Here is a 15,230-nt window from a genome sequence, read left to right on the forward strand (position 1 = left end):
CCACGTGCCGGTGCAACGTGTCGCGGTCGATCGGCGGCAGGCCGCGCGCGCTGTGCCACAGCTTCGCGGTGGCGAGCGGCAGCATCACGAGCGCGATGATCGAGTGGAACAGGAACGCCGGTTCGAGCGCGGGATTCAGCGTGCCGGCCTGCTGCGCGGCGCGGATGCGTTCGGCGAAGCCGCCGATATGGTCGAGCGGGATGCGCCGGACCATCCGCTCGCGCAGCAACCCGCCTTCGTGGACGATCTCGCGCAGCCAGATCGACGGCAGCCACGGCATGCGGTGCGTGACGTCGAAGAAGCGGTCGACGAGTTCGGCGACGAGCGCGAACGGATCGTTCTCGATCCGCGGTTCGGTCGGCCGCCACACGAACGCGATGACCTGCGCGAGCCGCTCCTCGACGATCGCGTCGAGCAACTGTTCGCGGTTCGTGAAGTAGTAGTGGACCATCGCCGACGTGACGCCGGCGGCCGCCGCGATCTGCGCGACCGTCGTCGCGGCGATGCCGCGCTCGGCGAACAACGCGATCGCGACGTCGAGCATATGGCCGCGCAGGTCGAAATCGTCCACCGACGGGCGGCGCCCGCGCGGCCTGGCGACGGTGGCTTTCGCGTTCATGAAATCGACGCTAATTGATGAGTTAGTTAATTTCAAGGAAGGGTTTTCGCCGCCCTTGATCTCGATCAGGCGTGCGTCGAATCCGGCCACGGACGCGCGGGGCGCCACGTCGCGGCACGCAGTGCGCCGTCGGTGGCATGTAGGGAGCAGTTAACGGGGAAAAGGGCGAGCGGGCGCGCGCCAGCGGTAGCGCACGCGCCCCGCCAAGGGGTTACCGATCGATCGGCGACTTCAGCGGTTCGTGCTCGCCGGTCAGGCCGAACACGACGAGCTGCGCGGGCTCGGTCGCGCTTGCGTTGCGCGACACCGGGTGGCGCGAGCCGGGTGCCTCGTACCAGCCCTCGCCGGCGCGGTAGCGGCGCAGCGGGCCGTCGTTCACCTGCGACAGCACTTCGCCTTTCGACACGACGGCAAACACCGAGCCGAGGTGCCGGTGTGGGGCGGACGCCTGGCCGGGCGCATAGTCGACGGTCGCGACGACGACGCGCTTGCCGGGCGCTTCGGGCACGGCCTGCTGCATGATCGCATGAACGCTGTCGCCGGCGTCGTGCGCGAAGGCGGCGGCCGGCAGCGCGGCGCCGAGCACGAGCGCGGCGCCCAGAACGGTGCGATGGAGCGGGGAGCGGGTCATTGCCGGTTCCTTACTCGGGCATCTTGCGGAACGCGATCGCGAAGCGGTTCCACGTATTGATCGTCGCGATCAGCATCGACAGGTCGAACAGTTCCTCGTCGGTGAAGTGCGGCTTGACGGCTTCCCAGACGGCGTCCGGCACGTGGTTGTCGGCCACCAGCGTCAGCGCCTCGGTCCATTCCAGCGCCGCGCGTTCGCGCTCGGTGAAGAACGGCGTTTCGCGCCACACGACGACGGTCGCGAGACGGCGGTCGGTTTCGCCGCCCTTGCGCGCGTCGGTCGTGTGCATGTCGACACAGAATGCACAGCCGTTGATCTGCGACGCGCGCAGACGGACGAGTTCGGCGAGCGGCTTCTCGATCGAGCTCTTCGCGATGAAGTCCTCGGCGTTGCGCATCACCTTGATGGCGTTCGGGCTGGCGGTATAGAAGTTCAGGCGCGGTTGCATGGCAGGTCCTTTTGGTGGGTGGCGCCGGGGCGGCGCGACAGGACCCACTTTACGAAACCGACTGGCCTGTTTGAATAGCCAATTCCGTGGAAATTCAGGTAACCAGTGATGGTCCGCCGGCCCCGCCCGCGCCGAGCAGCCCGGCCAGTTTCGCGAGCGCCGTGTCGATGCGCAGCGCGTCGATCCCGCCATAGCCGAACAGCAGCCCCGCGCGCACCGGCACGCCGACGTGAAACGCCGAGATTCCGTACAGGCCGATGTCCTGCGCACGCGCCGCGCGGACGAGCGCCGCTTCGTCGAGGCCCGGCTTCAGGTGCGCGGCGAGGTGGATGCCGGCGGTCGGCACGATCGCGTCGAACCACGGCGCGAGTTCGCCGCGCAGATGCGCGATCAGCATCTTGCGTCGCGCGTCGTAGTGCTTCTGCACGCGCTTCAGGTGCCGGCCGAAATCGCCTTCGAGCATGAAGCGCGCGAGCGCCGCCTGCGTCAGCGTGCAGGTGTGCCAGTCGACGATCTGCTTCGCCTTGGCCAGCGCGCCGCGCAGCGCGCGCGGCGGAATCGCGTAGCCGATCCGCAGTTCGGGAAAGATCGTCTTCGAGAACGTACCGACGTACGCGACGAGGCCCGTGCGGTCGAGGCTCTTCAGCGATTCGACCGGCCGGCCCTCGAAGCGGAATTCGCCGTCGTAGTCGTCCTCGATGATCACCGCGCGGCGGCGCTGCGCCCATTCGAGCAGCGCGATGCGCCGTTCCAGCGTCATCGGCATCCCGAGCGGGAACTGGTGCGACGGCGTCACGTAGACGAGCCGGGCTTCGTCGGGCAGGCGGCCGGTGACGAGGCCGTGCGCGTCGACCGGTACGCCGATCACGGTCGCGCCGAGCGACGCGAACGCGGCGCGCGCGGGCGGATAACCGGGATCCTCGACCGCGACGACGTCGCCAGGCCGCACGACGACACGCGCGAGCAGGTCGAGCGCCTGTTGCGCGCCGTGCGTGACGAGCACGTCGTCCCAGCCGCACGCGACCGCGCGGCTGAACGCGACGTAGCGCGCGATCGCGCCGCGCAGCTGCGGGTCGCCGGCCGGGTCGTGATACTGGCCGCGGCCGCGCGCCTGCTGGCGCAGCGCGTGATGCAGGCAGCGCCGCCATGCGTCGAACGGGAACAGCGTCTTGTCGGTCACGCCGCCGCGGAAGTCGAAGCCCGGCGCATCCTGCGGCGCGGGCATCGCGAGCGCGTCGGGCAGGTCGTTCCACAGCGCGCGGGCGTCGACCGCATCGACACGCGGCGTGGCGTCGACGATCGACGGCGCCGGCATCGCCGCCGCGTGCGGCACGCGCGCGAGGCCGTCCGCGACGAACGTGCCGTCGCCCGCGCGCGTAGTCAGGTAGCCCTCGGCGACGAGGCGCTCGAACGCGTCGAGCGTCGTCTTGCGCGACACGCCGAGCTGTTTCGCGAGATCGCGCGTCGACGGCAGCCGCGCGCCGCCTTCGAGGCGCCCGTCGACGATCGCCGTGCGCAGCTGCCGGAAGATCTGCCCCGTCAGGTCGTGACGGCCTTCGATGCGGATCGCGATGTCCATCGCAGTGGTTACCTCGATCGTGACGATTCAATGCCGATCAGGATACCGGAAGTCGGCGGACGGATCGGCAGCGTGCCGGCGCGAGCGCCGCCCGCATCGCGCGATTGGACCGCAGGCCGCCGCTGCCTTACGATCCACGACACCCTTACCCCTGGAGCGACCTCATGCTGTCCGAAGACGAACTGGCGCTGCTCGACGCGATCCGTGCCACCGGCAGCCTGTCGCGTGCGGCCGCGCGGCTCGGCAAGGCGCCGTCGACGGTGTCGCACGCGGCGCGCCAGCTCGAAACGCGGTTCGACGCGCTGCTGTTCGACCGGCGCGGCTACCGGCTGCAGCTCACGCCGGCCGGACAGGTGCTGGCCGACGAGGCGGCACGGCTGGCGCTGGACGTCGCGCGGCTCACGCAGCGCGTCCGGCAGATCGCGAGCGGCTGGGAGGACCGGCTGTGGATCGTCAGCGACGAGGTGCTGGAGTTCGACACGCTGCTGCCGGTCGTCCGCGCGTTCGATGCGCTCGATTCCGGCGTGTCGCTGCGCTTCACGCACGAAGTGCTCGGCGGCACCTGGGAAGCGTTGCGCGACGGCCGCGCGGACATGGTGGTCGGCGCGACCAACGAGCCGCCGGCGATTCCCGGCTTCAAATGGTTCGAGCTCGGCGCGATGGAATGGGTGTTCGCGGTGTCGCCGCGCCATCCGCTGGCCGCCGCGGGCGGCGTGCTGACGCGCGACGCGATCGGCGCGCATCGCGCGGTCGTCGTCGCCGATTCGTCGCGGCGCGCGGCCGGCCGTGCGTACGGGCTGCTCGGCGGCCAGCCCGTGCTCGCGGTGCCGTCGATGCGCGCGAAGATCCTCGCGCAGCGCGACGCGCTCGGGATCGGCTGGGTGCCGCGCCGGCGTGTCACGTCGCTGCTTGCGCGCGGCGAACTGGTCGAGAAACAGACGGCCGATCCGCGCGAGCCGAACCTGCTGTACGTGGCGTGGCATGGCGAACGCGACGGCCGCGCGCTGCAATGGTGGCTCGAGCAACTGCGCGAGCCGCGCCTCGCGCAGCGGCTGCTCGACGGGATCGACGTCGTCGGCTGAAGCGGCCGCCCAAACATGTTCGATGTTTTCGAACATGTTCGTCGCGCCCGTCGTACGGCAAGGGCGCGCGCCGGGCGCATCCTGTGTTCACGGTCAACTCACCGGTTCACAGGAGAACATCATGCAACGCTTCGAAGGAAAAACGGTCCTCGTCACGGGCGGCAACAGCGGCATCGGCCTGGCGGCCGCCAAGGCATTCGCGGCCGAAGGCGCGCGGGTCATCATCACCGGGCGCGACGCCCAGACGCTGGAAGCCGCCCGGCAATCGCTCGGCGAAGGCGCGCTGGCGATCCGCAACGAGGCCGGCAGCGTCGCGTCGGCGCGCGCGCTGGCCGACGCGATCGCGACGGCGGGCGCCCGGCTCGACGCCGTGTTCATCAACGCGGGCGTCGCGAAGCTCGCGCCGTTCGCCGACAGCGACGAGGCCATGTGGGACCTCGTGTTCAACACCAACGTGAAGGGCGCGTATTTCCAGATCCAGTCGCTGGTGCCGCTGCTGAACCGCGGCGCGTCGATCGTGATCAACGGTTCGATCAACGCGCACATCGGGATGCCCGGCTCGTCGGTGTACGCGGCGAGCAAGGCGGCCGTCAATTCGTTCGCGAAGACGCTGTCGACGGAACTGTTGCCGCACGGCGTGCGCGTGAACGTCGTCAGCCCGGGACCGGTGCAGACGCCGCTGTACGGCAAGCTCGGGCTCGATGCGGCGACGCTCGACGAGACGGCCGACAAGATCAAAGGCCTCGTCCCGGTCGGTCGTTTCGGTACGCCGGAAGAAATCGCGTCGACGGTGCTGCACCTGAGCGCGGCGGAATCGGCGTTCATCGTCGGCGCGGAAATCATCGCGTCGGGCGGGATGGGTCTGCTCTGATCCGCGACACCGACGAAGGCCGTTCGCCGGGCGCCGCGGCGCCCGGGCGGACGGCCCCGCCACGCGCGGGACGGAGCAGGCGAACCGCGCCTAGCGGGCGGCGCAGGCGCCGGCTTCGAGCTGCGTCACCGTGAGCCCGGAGAATGTCGCGCGGCCGTGCTCGGCGAACACGGCGACGCGGTCCGCATCGAGCGGCGGAAAGACCAGGTCGGTCAGCGCCACGCGGCCGCCGTTCGCGAACACTTCGACCGAGCCGCGATCGACGACGATCTCGAGCCGCACTTGGCCGCGCTCGAGCGGCAGGTCCACGATGTGCTCGCGGCTGAACTTGTCGGCGAAATGCGTTTCGCCCGAGCGGGAACGGTCGAGCGTCAGCGTGCGTTTCGCCGTGTCGTAGACGATCCGGGTGCCGGTCGACCCGTCGGCGGAACCCCGGACGATCAGGCCGGCGCGCGCCGCTTGCCGCGGCGCCATCGTCACCGTGATGCGCTGGACCACGCCGCGCGTCGCGGCCGGCAGCACGCGCGTCGCGGAGTCGACCGTGAGGTCGCCTTCGTGCACGACGGGCCGGCTGTCCGCCCACGCATCGAATGCGGCCGCCGGCGTGACGAAGAGCGTCGGTTCGCCGTCGATCGTCTTCAGCGACAGTTCGCGCGGCAAGGTGGTCGCGCCGCGCCACGGCGCAGTCGGCGCTTTCGCCGCGTAATCCCAGTTGCTCATCCACGCGATCGCGACGGGCCGCGCGCCGGGCGCGCCCGAGAACGTGCCGGCCGCGTAGAAGTCCGCGCCGTGATCGACCCAGCGGAATTGCGCGGGATCGGAGCCGGCGGGCGCAATGTGGTCGGGCACGAACGTGCGGCCGTCGAAATCGCCGACGAAATACATCGCCCCGGAACCGCCCGCGATCGACCACGGGTTGACGTTGACGATCATGACCCACCTGATGCGTTGCGGATCGTCGTCGAGCGGCAGCGGCACGAGGTCCGGCATTTCCCACAGCGCGCCGTCGTGCGGCACGCCCGGCCGCGTGAAGTCGCTCAGGAAATTCCAGTGGATCAGGTCGTCGGAGCGATAGAACTTCACGACGTGCGCGTCGGCGACGACCGTCGTCATCAGCCAGTAGCCGCCCGGCGCATACCACGACACTTTCGGGTCGCGAAATTCCTTCGATTCCGGATCGAGCGTGAGCACCGGGTTGTGCGCATACGGCTGCCAGGTCGTGCCCTGGTCGAGGCTGTACGCGAGCGACTGGGCCTGGACGCCCGGTGCGTGACCCGAGCCGGGCTTGTAGACGCTCGTATACAGCGCGACGAGCGGCGTGCGGCCCGGTTTGCCGAGACCGGACGTGTTCAGCGTGTCGGCGACGATCGAGCCGGAGAAGATTTCCTCCGATGCGTTCGCGCGCATCGCGACCGGCTCTTCGCGCCAGTGGACGAGATCGGTGCTCGTCGCATGGCCCCACGACATGTTGCCCCAGTCGTTGCCGAGCGGATTGTATTGATAGAACAGGTGATAACGACCGTTGTCGTAGACGAGCCCGTTCGGATCGTTCATCCAGTTGCGCTGCGGCGTGTAGTGAAGCGCGGGCCGCCATTGCGGCGTGCCCTGGCCGGCCGGTGCGTCGCACGGGGCAGCGGCGACCTGCGAGCACGCCAGGCAGGCGAGCAGCAACCGGGCGATCCGGAAGGTAAGGCGGAAAGACGTCGAATTCATGCGCGGTACCGTGCTTCGTCGGGCGAAGCGGGCAAGGGGCGCATGCCGCGTTCAACGGCGGCACGCGCGTGTGTTCGAAAAAAAAGGGAGGCGCACACGCGACACGCGCGATATGCGCCTCCTCGACCCCGGGCTTTACCGGCTTTCTTTATAGTTGGTTATCCTAATTGACCTGGCTGCTGCCGTCGTTGTGGCCGGCCCCGGTTGCAGGCAGGTTCGCGGGGATGTCGCCGTAGCCGCCGAGCCCGCCGCTTCCGTAGGCGCGGTCGACCGCCGTCGACGTGCCGTTGATGCGCACTTTCACCGTCGGCGCGAGCGTGCCGCCGCGGCGCGGGCCGATCGCATCGATGAACGACTCGACGAGCCCGCCCGGCATCACGTAGTGCGAATACGACTGGAATTCGCGCGGGTTCTGGTTCGGATCCTGCGAATACGGCGCACCGGCCGGCGCGGAGAAATCGGTCGGGTTGCCGAGCACGAGCCCGCTGCCGCCGTTCAGCGGCAGGAAGTCGCTGCGGATCCCGTTGCCGACGAAGCCGTACACGCCGTCCGGGCCGTCGACGCCGGCCGCCATCGTCGTGCGGTGGCTGATCGTGAACAGGTAGTACTTGCCGTCCTTCAGGTAGATCTGCGGCCGCTCGGTCTGGTCGTCGACGCAGTTCGCCGACAGGATCGGCGGCAGGAACTTCCACTCGGTCAGTTGCGGGTTCGTGGCGATCGCGAGGCCGACATTGGCCTTTTGATACACTGCGCCCGAATTCATCACCGCGTTGAGATCCTCCTTGTACGGATCGTTCGCCGCGTAGCCCAGGTCGGCGTCGGTACAGGTGCGCGCGCCGCGCGGGCCGCCCGTGTTGCCTTCGAAGACCATGTAGGTCTTGCCCGGATGCGCGGGGTCGGTGAACACGAACGGATCGCGGAACGAGAAGTAGGTGTTCTGCTGGCCGGTCTGGTAGTACTTGCCGTCCGGCTCCAGCAGCGCCTTGTGATCGTCGAAGCCGCTGAACCACACGTGCTTGTCGTCGGCATGGATGTGGCCGTCGGTGCGCGTGATGATCGCCTGCGGCGGCGTGATGTCGGCGCCGCCGGGCGCCGAGCGGTTGAACGACGTCGCGGTGTAGTAGAGGCTGACGTTGTCGCCGTGCGTGAGGCGAGCCGAGCCCGACCATTCGGCGTTGTTGGTCATCGGCGCGGTGCCGAACACCCTGGCGCTCGCGCCGTCCGGGAACAGGTGGCCGCCCCAGGTCCAGCCGCCGTTCGCGGGGCGCTGCGACGCGGGGATGCCCGCGCGGCGGTAGAAGAAGCCGATGCGCGCATGGACGTGACGGTCGTCGAACGTGTAGCCCGCGTGCGGATCGGCGGTGAGCGAAAAGATCACCTCCCAGCCCTTGTAGCTGAGCTGGTTGGCGCGCAGGTCGGCCAGCGGCCAGGTGTCCCACACCCACACGTTCGAGTTGATCAGCGGGAAATCCTGCGGGATGTCCGGCATCGTCAGCGCTTGCGGCAGCGAGTTCCGGTCGGCGCCGGCGGTGTGCGATTGCGCGACGATCTGGCGGATGTCCGCGCGCGTCCAGCGCATCGTGAAGTTGCCTTCGGGGTCGTAGGCTTGCTGGGAGTGAGGCGTGGGCATGGGCGCGCCCGTGCCGCCGGACTGCGCGTGCGCGACGGACGCGAAGGCGGCGAGTGCGCCGCCAGCGAGCAGCAAACGCCGGGTCGTCGCCGGGCGGAAAAAGGGAAAGTATGTCATCTCGTCGTCGTTTCCTGGGAAGGTGAAAGTGAACGGCTGAGTGGGCATCGATGTCCAAACCGGTTTGGATGCTATTTCAAACCGGTTTGGACGTCAAAAGATAATTATTTGACGGTAATCACTACCGACAGGAAACAATTGCCGCCAATCGGCATGCCGTGCGGCGCATGAAGGGCGAGGAACGACGGTGAAGGTGAATCTGAAGGCGCTATCGGATGCGCTCGGGCTGTCGCGCACGACGGTCAGCCGCGCGTTGAACGGTTACGACGACGTCAGCGAGGCAACCCGCGAACGCGTCGCGCGGGCGGCGCGGGAAATGGGCTACGTGGCCGATCCGACCGCGCGCCGGCTGGCGACCGGTCGAGCGGACATGATCGGAATCGTTTATCCGTTCGGTGCGGGCGATCTTGGCGATCCGCGTTTCGGCGAGGTTGTCGCGGGCGTGACCGAGCGGCTCGCCGAGCGCAATCTCGATTTCATCATCGCGTCCGCGCGACCGAACGCGGAGCTGGAGACCTATCGGCGGATCGTCGACGGCAAACTGGTCGACGGGCTGATCGTCGCGCGCACGCTCGTCGACGATCCGCGCATCGCGTACCTGCAATCGAGCGCGTTTCCGTACGTCGCGTACGGCCGCACGCAGGCGACCGAACCGTACGCGTGGTTCGATTTCGACAACGAGGCCGGCGCGCGCGATGCGGTGCGCAGGCTGATCGCCTTCGGGCATCGGCGCATCGCGATGATCAGCGCGCCGCTGGTGCTGAATTTCGCCGCACAGCGGCGCGCCGGTTTTCTGTCGGCGTTGCGCGAAGCGGGCATCGAACCCGATCCGGCGCTGCTCGTCGAGTGCCCGTTCACGCACGATGGCGGGTGGCAGGCCATGCGGGCATTGCTCGCGCGAGACGAGCGGCCGACGGCGCTGCTCGTCGACAACAACATCGCGGGCGGCGGCGCGTTCCGTGCGCTCGCGGACAGCGGGTTGCGCCTGGGCGCGGACATGTCGCTGATCGTCTATGACGGCGTGCCGCCGGACATCACGCATCCGTATCGCGTGACGGCCGTCGTGCAGCCGACCGGGCATGCGTCGGGGCGCGCGCTGGCGGAACTCATGCTGCGGCTGCTGGGCGACGGCGTGCACGCTCATCGGCTCGAGGCGCCGGTCATCGAGGCCGGCGACACCGACGGCCCGCTGCGCGGCTAGCCGGCGCGGGAACGGTGCGGGGCGTGATCGGCCCCGCGCGCGTTGCCGGGCCGGGTCCGGCATCGGGCGTGATGGAAAGGCCATGACGGCGGCAGGGGTGAATGCCCGTTTTTCTAGACGACCGGTCTAATCCGTCCTATCATCCGTCCTCATGAATGCGACGACGTATTCGGGCGTGGACGACACGGACGCGAAAATGCCATTTCGTGCTGCGATGCTGTCCATGCGGCGAGACGCCGTCGTTTTATTTGGCCCATTTCTAGACGACTGGTCTAATAGAGGCGTGGTATTCGGCGCGATCGATCGCACGATGACGCGCCAGCGCTGACTAACCGACAGGCGTACCGCGCCGACCGGCCATCGCCGGTTGCGCGGCCCTGTTCCCCCGTTCATTTTCGAAGGAGTGTCCGATCATGAAGATTCTGGTTGTCCTGACCTCGCACGACACGCTCGGCGACACCGGCAAGAAGACCGGCTTCTGGCTCGAGGAACTGGCCGCGCCGTACTACGCGTTCAAGGATGCGGGCGTCGAACTGACGCTCGCATCGCCGAAGGGCGGCCAACCGCCGCTCGACCCGAAAAGCAGCGATCCGTCCGCGCAGACCGACGCCACGCGCCGCTTCGACGCCGATGCGGCAGCCAAGGCGCAGCTCGCGTCGACGCACAAGCTGACCGACGTGTCGGTGGACGACTACGACGCCGTGTTCTACCCGGGCGGCCACGGCCCGCTGTGGGATCTCGCCGAGGATCTGCATTCGATCGGCCTGATCGAGCGCGCGCTCGCCGCCGGCAAGCCGGTCGCGGCCGTCTGCCACGCGCCGGGCGTGCTGCGCCACGTGAAGAACCCGCAGACCGGCGAATCGGTGGTGCGCGGCAAGCGCGCGACGGGTTTCACCAACAGCGAGGAAGCCGCCGTCGAACTGACGGAAGTCGTGCCGTTCCTCGTCGAGGACATGCTGAAGACCAACGGCGCGGAATTCGAGCGCAGCGCCGACTGGGCACCGCACGTCGTCACCGACGGGCTGCTGATCACGGGGCAGAACCCCGCGTCGTCGGCGCCCGCTGCCGAGGCATTGCTCGCCAAGCTCGGCCGCCGCTGACCGCATGGCGCCGGCCGGCCCGGCGCCGTTCCCGTTTCGTCGCCGGGCACGGCCGGCCCGCCGACGGCTCGTATCGTTCCGCCGTGCGCATCGCGCGGCGCGTTCCCTGTCGTTTTGCAGAACCAAGCAAAGGAGTCGTGGATGTCTGCCCTGTTCGAACCGTTCAAACTCAAGGATGTCACGCTGCGCAACCGTATCGCGGTGCCGCCGATGTGTCAGTACGTCGCCGAAGACGGCGTCGTCAACGACTGGCATCACGTGCATCTGGCCGGCATCGCGCGCGGCGGCGCGGGTCTCGTGATCGCGGAGGCGACGGCCGTGTCGCCGGAAGGGCGCATCACGCCGGGCTGCGCGGGGCTGTGGAACGATGCGCAGGCCGAAGCGTTCGCGCCGTCCGTCGCGGCGATCAAGGCGGCCGGCTCGGTACCCGGCATCCAGATCGCGCATGCGGGCCGCAAGGCGAGCGCGAACCGTCCGTGGGAAGGCGACGACCATATCGCCGACGGCGATCCGCGCGGCTGGCAGACCATCGCACCGTCGGCCGTGCCGTTCGGCGCGCACCTGCCGAAAGTGCCGCGTGAAATGACGCACGACGATATCGCCCGCGTGCAGGCCGATTTCGTCGCATCGGCGAAGCGTGCGCGCGATCTCGGCTTCGAGTGGCTCGAACTGCACTTCGCGCACGGTTACCTGGGCCAGAGCTTCTTCTCGGTGCATTCGAACCACCGTACCGACGAATATGGCGGCTCGGCGGAGAATCGCGGCCGCTTCCTCGTCGACACGCTCGCGGCCGTGCGCAAGGTCTGGCCCGAGCACCTGCCGTTGACCGCGCGCCTTGGCGTGATCGAATACGACGGCCGTGACGAAGAGACGCTTGCCGAGTCGATCGCGCTCACGCAGCGGATGAAGCGGGAAGGGCTCGACATGCTGAGCGTGTCGGTCGGCTTCTCGACACCCGCCGCGCAGATTCCATGGGGCCCGGCGTTCCTCGCGCCGATCGCCGAGCGCGTGCGCCGCGAGGCCGGGCTGCCGGTGTCGTCCGCATGGGGGATCGACACGCCGCAACTGGCGAACCGCGTGGTGGCCGACGCGCAGCTCGATCTCGTGATGGTCGGCCGCGCGCATCTGGCTGATCCGCACTGGCCGTACTACGCGGCCAAGCAGCTCGGCGTCGAGCGTCCGTCGTGGACGCTGCCCGCGCCGTACGCGCACTGGCTCGAGCGTTACCGGATCGCCGACAAGGCGGCCTGAGCCGCCTTCACGACACGGCGCGCGCATATTGCGCGTCGCCGATCCGGCGCCGATGGATAGAATGGCGGTTCATGCAGGCCGGTTGCCTGCGCGAACCGCCATTTTTCATTTCGACAGAGGTGCCATGGGCGCACATGTCCCGTCGTCTCCCGATTCCGCCGCACGGCCGCGCGCGCAGCAGATTGCCCGCGTCGTGCTGTATGCGGCGCTGCTGGTGCTCGCGCTGTGGATCATCCGCGACTTCATTCCCGCCATCGCATGGGCCTGCGTGATCGCCATCGCGATGTGGCCGCTGCTCAAACGCTTCGAATCGCATCGGCTGTTCCGTGACCGGCCGACGCTGATCGCGACCGTCATCACGGCCGCGATCTCGTTGCTCGTCGTGCTGCCGGTCGCGGTCGCGACCATCCAGGCGATCGGGCAGGCGCACGACCTGCGCGAGTGGTTGAAGTCGGTCCAGGACAGCGGCATTCCGTTGCCGGACGTCGTCAGCCGGCTGCCTTACGGCTCGGCGCAGATCACCGAATGGTGGCAGGCCAATCTCGGCCATCCGCTGCATGCGGCCAGCGCGATGCATGGCGTCAGCAGCGAGAAATTCCTCGCGTACGGGCGGCAGTTCGGCACGAAGGTCGCGCATGTGCTGCTCGAATTCGGCTTCATGCTCGTCACGCTGTTCGTGATCCTGCGCGCGGGCCACAAGCTGTCGGGCGCATTGCTGCAGGGCGCGCGGCGCGCGTTCGGGCACAACGGCGCGGAACTGATCGACCGGATGGTCAAGGCCGTGTACGGCACCGTGACGGGGCTCGTCGTCGTCGGGCTCGGCGAGGGTGCGCTGCTCGGCATCGCGTATGCGTTGGCCGGCGTCCCGCACGCGGCGCTGCTCGGCCTCGTCACGGCGATTGCCGCGATGCTGCCGTTCTGCGCGCCGATCGTGTTCTGCGGCGCGGCGCTCTGGTTGTTCGTGCAGGGTGCGACGGTGTGGGCCGTCGTGGTGGCCGTGCTCGGTTTCGTCGTCGTGTTCGTCGCCGAGCATTTCGTGCGGCCGGTGCTGATCGGCGGCTCGACGCGGCTGCCGTTCCTGCTGGTGCTGTTCGGCATCCTCGGCGGCGCCGAGACGTTCGGCCTGATCGGGCTGTTCGTCGGCCCCGCGCTGATGACGGTGCTGACGATGCTGTGGGCCGAGTGGATCGCGTGACGATGCGCGACGTTGTGCCGATTTGACGCATCGGCGCGGCGGGTTCGATGCGCGTACAAGCATGTGCGGGCCGCAACGACCGGGCTTGCGCGCGGGCATGACCTGCAGGGATTTGTATAAAGATCTCTACATTTCTTTTCGATCCGGACCCAAAGGTCGAGTAGCATGGGGCTTTCGATCACGCCGGCATGGCGCAGCAGATTTTCCCCAAGCATGCGATTGATTCCGATGTCCCGTCCCGCAGCGATGCTGTCTCTGGCCGCAGGCTGCCTGATGTTGCACGGTTGCGCCTGGTTCGACGCGTGGCTGCCGTTCTCGTATTCGCGCACGCCGCTCGCGCGGGCCGCGTCGCGGCACGGCGCGACGCGCGCCGATGTCGTCCGCGCGGCCGGCAACCCGCGCAGCGTCTGGATGGTCCGTAACGGCAGCGGCGTCTGCTACAACTACTTCATCGAGCACGGCAACGATCACCGGACGTACTTCGTCGTGTTCGACAAGGCCGGCGTCGTCACGCAGTACGGCTTCGACACCTGCATGGACGCCGATCGCAAGGGCGCGCTCCAGCCGGGCAAGGCCGCTTCGCGCTAGTGCGCGGCGGCCCGCGGGCGCCGGCCGTTACGCAATCGTATCGACCACGCCGCCATCGACACGCAGCGCGGCGCCGGTCGTCGCCGAAGCCTGCGGCGAGCACACGTAGACCACCAGGTTCGCGACTTCCTCGGGCGTCGCGGGCCGCTGGATGATCGAGCTCGAGCGGTGATTGCGCACGAACTCCACGGCCACGTCGTCGACGCTGCGGCCGGATGCGTCGGCCGTTTCCTTCAGCATCGCGCGCACGCCGTCCGACATCGTCGGCCCCGGCAGCACCGAATTGACGGTGACGCTGGTGCCGGCCGCGAGCTTCGCGAGGCCGCGCGCGATCGACAGTTGCGCGGTTTTCGTGAACCCGTAATGAATCATGTCGACCGGGATGTTCAGGCCCGATTCCGACGAAATGAACACGACGCGCCCGGCATTGCGTTCGATCATCCCCTTCAGGTAATGCCGTGCGAGCCGCACGCCGGACATCACGTTCATCTGGAAGTAATGTTCCCACTCGGCGTCGTCGATCTCGAAGAACGCCTTCAGGCCGTAGATGCCCGCATTGTTGACGAGGATGTCGGCCTCGGGCGTGTGCTGCGTGATGCGCGCGACGCCGGCTGCGTCGGACAGGTCGGCGGCGACGCCCTCGAAGCTTGCGCCGGGCACTGCCGCGCGAAGTTGCGCGAGCGCCGATTGCACCGACGCGTCGCTGCGGCCGTTGACGACGACGCGCGCACCGGCGCGCGCGAGCCCTTCGGCGATCGCGAGCCCGATGCCGGCGGTGGAAGCGGTGACGACCGCGGTCTTGCCTTTCAGATCGATGTGCATGAGCGTGACGGGAGAGGAGTGAACGGGAACCGCCGCGTGTGCCGCGGCGGACGAAACTCAAAGCTTAGGAGAATTTCGAGCAACAGGCCATCCCGCCCGTGGGGCGGCGGCGTTGACGCACACACTCCGGATGCGGACGTGAAGCGCTGCCCGTTCGTGAGTCGCGGGTGCGCGAGATCCCGGTCGGCTCAGGTTGGCTGAGCGCGAGACCGGGATCGCGCGCGTGCTTCGCCCGCGGGGAACCCCGCCAATGATGCGTTTGCGGGCTGCGATGGCGGCATGTGTGCATCCGGTGCGGATGGATCGGCGCCACAGCCGACGCTGGCGGATGTCGCGGATGCCGCCGGTCCGTCTCGTGCCCCTTGCTCGCAGCCTTTGCGAAG

The 15,230-nt window shown here is 68.7% G+C and carries 14 protein-coding genes; 7 read left to right on the forward strand and 7 right to left on the reverse strand.

Annotation, left to right across the window (positions count from 1 at the left end; all coding sequences use genetic code 11):
- The 4 genes from G3N62_RS15270 to G3N62_RS15285 all read right to left on the reverse strand — a co-directional run.
- On the reverse strand, positions 1–619 hold a 619-nt coding region (locus G3N62_RS15270; protein WP_206141252.1), incomplete at its 3' end, for a TetR/AcrR family transcriptional regulator.
- A gap of 211 nt (positions 620–830) precedes the next feature.
- Entirely contained in the window at positions 831–1,250 is a 420-nt protein-coding gene (locus G3N62_RS15275; RefSeq protein WP_049032703.1) for a cupin domain-containing protein, read from the reverse strand.
- A gap of 10 nt (positions 1,251–1,260) precedes the next feature.
- Positions 1,261–1,698 carry a carboxymuconolactone decarboxylase family protein gene (locus G3N62_RS15280; RefSeq protein ID WP_049032701.1) on the reverse strand — a complete coding sequence of 146 codons (438 nt, stop codon included), beginning with the start codon at positions 1,696–1,698 and terminating at the stop codon, positions 1,261–1,263.
- Between the two features lie 94 nt (positions 1,699–1,792).
- Entirely contained in the window at positions 1,793–3,277 is a 1,485-nt protein-coding gene (locus G3N62_RS15285) for a PLP-dependent aminotransferase family protein (protein ID WP_124608389.1), read from the reverse strand.
- Between the two features lie 164 nt (positions 3,278–3,441).
- Here G3N62_RS15285 and G3N62_RS15290 point away from each other — a divergent pair, with 164 nt between their 5' ends.
- On the forward strand, positions 3,442–4,359 hold the full coding sequence (locus G3N62_RS15290) for a LysR family transcriptional regulator (protein ID WP_124669366.1): 918 nt from the start codon (positions 3,442–3,444) through the stop codon (positions 4,357–4,359).
- Between the two features lie 121 nt (positions 4,360–4,480).
- A complete protein-coding gene (locus G3N62_RS15295; protein WP_059556704.1) occupies positions 4,481–5,230 on the forward strand; it encodes an SDR family oxidoreductase in 750 nt (249 codons plus the stop codon).
- A gap of 90 nt (positions 5,231–5,320) precedes the next feature.
- On the opposite strand, the gene G3N62_RS15300 is transcribed toward G3N62_RS15295, so the two are convergent.
- Positions 5,321–6,943: a glycoside hydrolase family 32 protein gene (locus tag G3N62_RS15300; protein WP_069705326.1), complete on the reverse strand. Its 1,623-nt coding sequence runs from the start codon at positions 6,941–6,943 to the stop codon at positions 5,321–5,323.
- A gap of 163 nt (positions 6,944–7,106) precedes the next feature.
- Positions 7,107–8,690, reverse strand: a complete 1,584-nt coding sequence (locus G3N62_RS15305) for a glycoside hydrolase family 68 protein (RefSeq protein WP_034191500.1) — start codon at positions 8,688–8,690, stop codon at positions 7,107–7,109.
- A gap of 187 nt (positions 8,691–8,877) precedes the next feature.
- On the opposite strand from G3N62_RS15305, the gene G3N62_RS15310 reads away from it, so the two are divergent.
- The 5 genes from G3N62_RS15310 (at position 8,878) to G3N62_RS15330 (ending at position 14,025) form a co-directional block, all read left to right on the forward strand.
- Positions 8,878–9,891 carry a substrate-binding domain-containing protein gene (locus G3N62_RS15310; protein ID WP_124669365.1) on the forward strand — a complete coding sequence of 338 codons (1,014 nt, stop codon included), beginning with the start codon at positions 8,878–8,880 and terminating at the stop codon, positions 9,889–9,891.
- Positions 9,892–10,304: 413 nt separating this feature from the next.
- On the forward strand, positions 10,305–10,991 hold the full coding sequence (locus G3N62_RS15315; protein ID WP_059556477.1) for a type 1 glutamine amidotransferase domain-containing protein: 687 nt from the start codon (positions 10,305–10,307) through the stop codon (positions 10,989–10,991).
- Positions 10,992–11,132: 141 nt separating this feature from the next.
- Complete coding sequence (locus G3N62_RS15320; RefSeq protein ID WP_034191497.1) at positions 11,133–12,242, forward strand: NADH:flavin oxidoreductase/NADH oxidase; 1,110 nt, start codon at positions 11,133–11,135, stop codon at positions 12,240–12,242.
- Between the two features lie 124 nt (positions 12,243–12,366).
- Entirely contained in the window at positions 12,367–13,437 is a 1,071-nt protein-coding gene (locus G3N62_RS15325) for an AI-2E family transporter (protein WP_034191496.1), read from the forward strand.
- Between the two features lie 213 nt (positions 13,438–13,650).
- Complete coding sequence (locus G3N62_RS15330; protein ID WP_034191495.1) at positions 13,651–14,025, forward strand: hypothetical protein; 375 nt, start codon at positions 13,651–13,653, stop codon at positions 14,023–14,025.
- A 27-nt stretch (positions 14,026–14,052) separates the two neighbouring features.
- On the opposite strand, the gene G3N62_RS15335 is transcribed toward G3N62_RS15330, so the two are convergent.
- Entirely contained in the window at positions 14,053–14,847 is a 795-nt protein-coding gene (locus tag G3N62_RS15335; protein ID WP_049029691.1) for an SDR family NAD(P)-dependent oxidoreductase, read from the reverse strand.
- Positions 14,848–15,230 lie beyond the last annotated feature (383 nt).

The organism is Burkholderia sp. Tr-20355, assembly GCF_017104685.1.
Lineage (GTDB): Bacteria > Pseudomonadota > Gammaproteobacteria > Burkholderiales > Burkholderiaceae > Burkholderia > Burkholderia seminalis.

Coding starts and splice junctions, on each gene's coding strand:
- G3N62_RS15275 (WP_049032703.1), bottom strand. CDS start 1,250: ATGACCCGCTCCCCGCTCCATCGCACCGTTCTGGGCGCCGCGCTCGTG.
- G3N62_RS15280 (WP_049032701.1), bottom strand. CDS start 1,698: ATGCAACCGCGCCTGAACTTCTATACCGCCAGCCCGAACGCCATCAAG.
- G3N62_RS15285 (WP_124608389.1), bottom strand. CDS start 3,277: ATGGACATCGCGATCCGCATCGAAGGCCGTCACGACCTGACGGGGCAG.
- G3N62_RS15290 (WP_124669366.1), top strand. CDS start 3,442: ATGCTGTCCGAAGACGAACTGGCGCTGCTCGACGCGATCCGTGCCACC.
- G3N62_RS15295 (WP_059556704.1), top strand. CDS start 4,481: ATGCAACGCTTCGAAGGAAAAACGGTCCTCGTCACGGGCGGCAACAGC.
- G3N62_RS15300 (WP_069705326.1), bottom strand. CDS start 6,943: ATGAATTCGACGTCTTTCCGCCTTACCTTCCGGATCGCCCGGTTGCTG.
- G3N62_RS15305 (WP_034191500.1), bottom strand. CDS start 8,690: ATGACATACTTTCCCTTTTTCCGCCCGGCGACGACCCGGCGTTTGCTG.
- G3N62_RS15315 (WP_059556477.1), top strand. CDS start 10,305: ATGAAGATTCTGGTTGTCCTGACCTCGCACGACACGCTCGGCGACACC.
- G3N62_RS15320 (WP_034191497.1), top strand. CDS start 11,133: ATGTCTGCCCTGTTCGAACCGTTCAAACTCAAGGATGTCACGCTGCGC.
- G3N62_RS15325 (WP_034191496.1), top strand. CDS start 12,367: ATGGGCGCACATGTCCCGTCGTCTCCCGATTCCGCCGCACGGCCGCGC.
- G3N62_RS15330 (WP_034191495.1), top strand. CDS start 13,651: ATGCGATTGATTCCGATGTCCCGTCCCGCAGCGATGCTGTCTCTGGCC.
- G3N62_RS15335 (WP_049029691.1), bottom strand. CDS start 14,847: ATGCACATCGATCTGAAAGGCAAGACCGCGGTCGTCACCGCTTCCACC.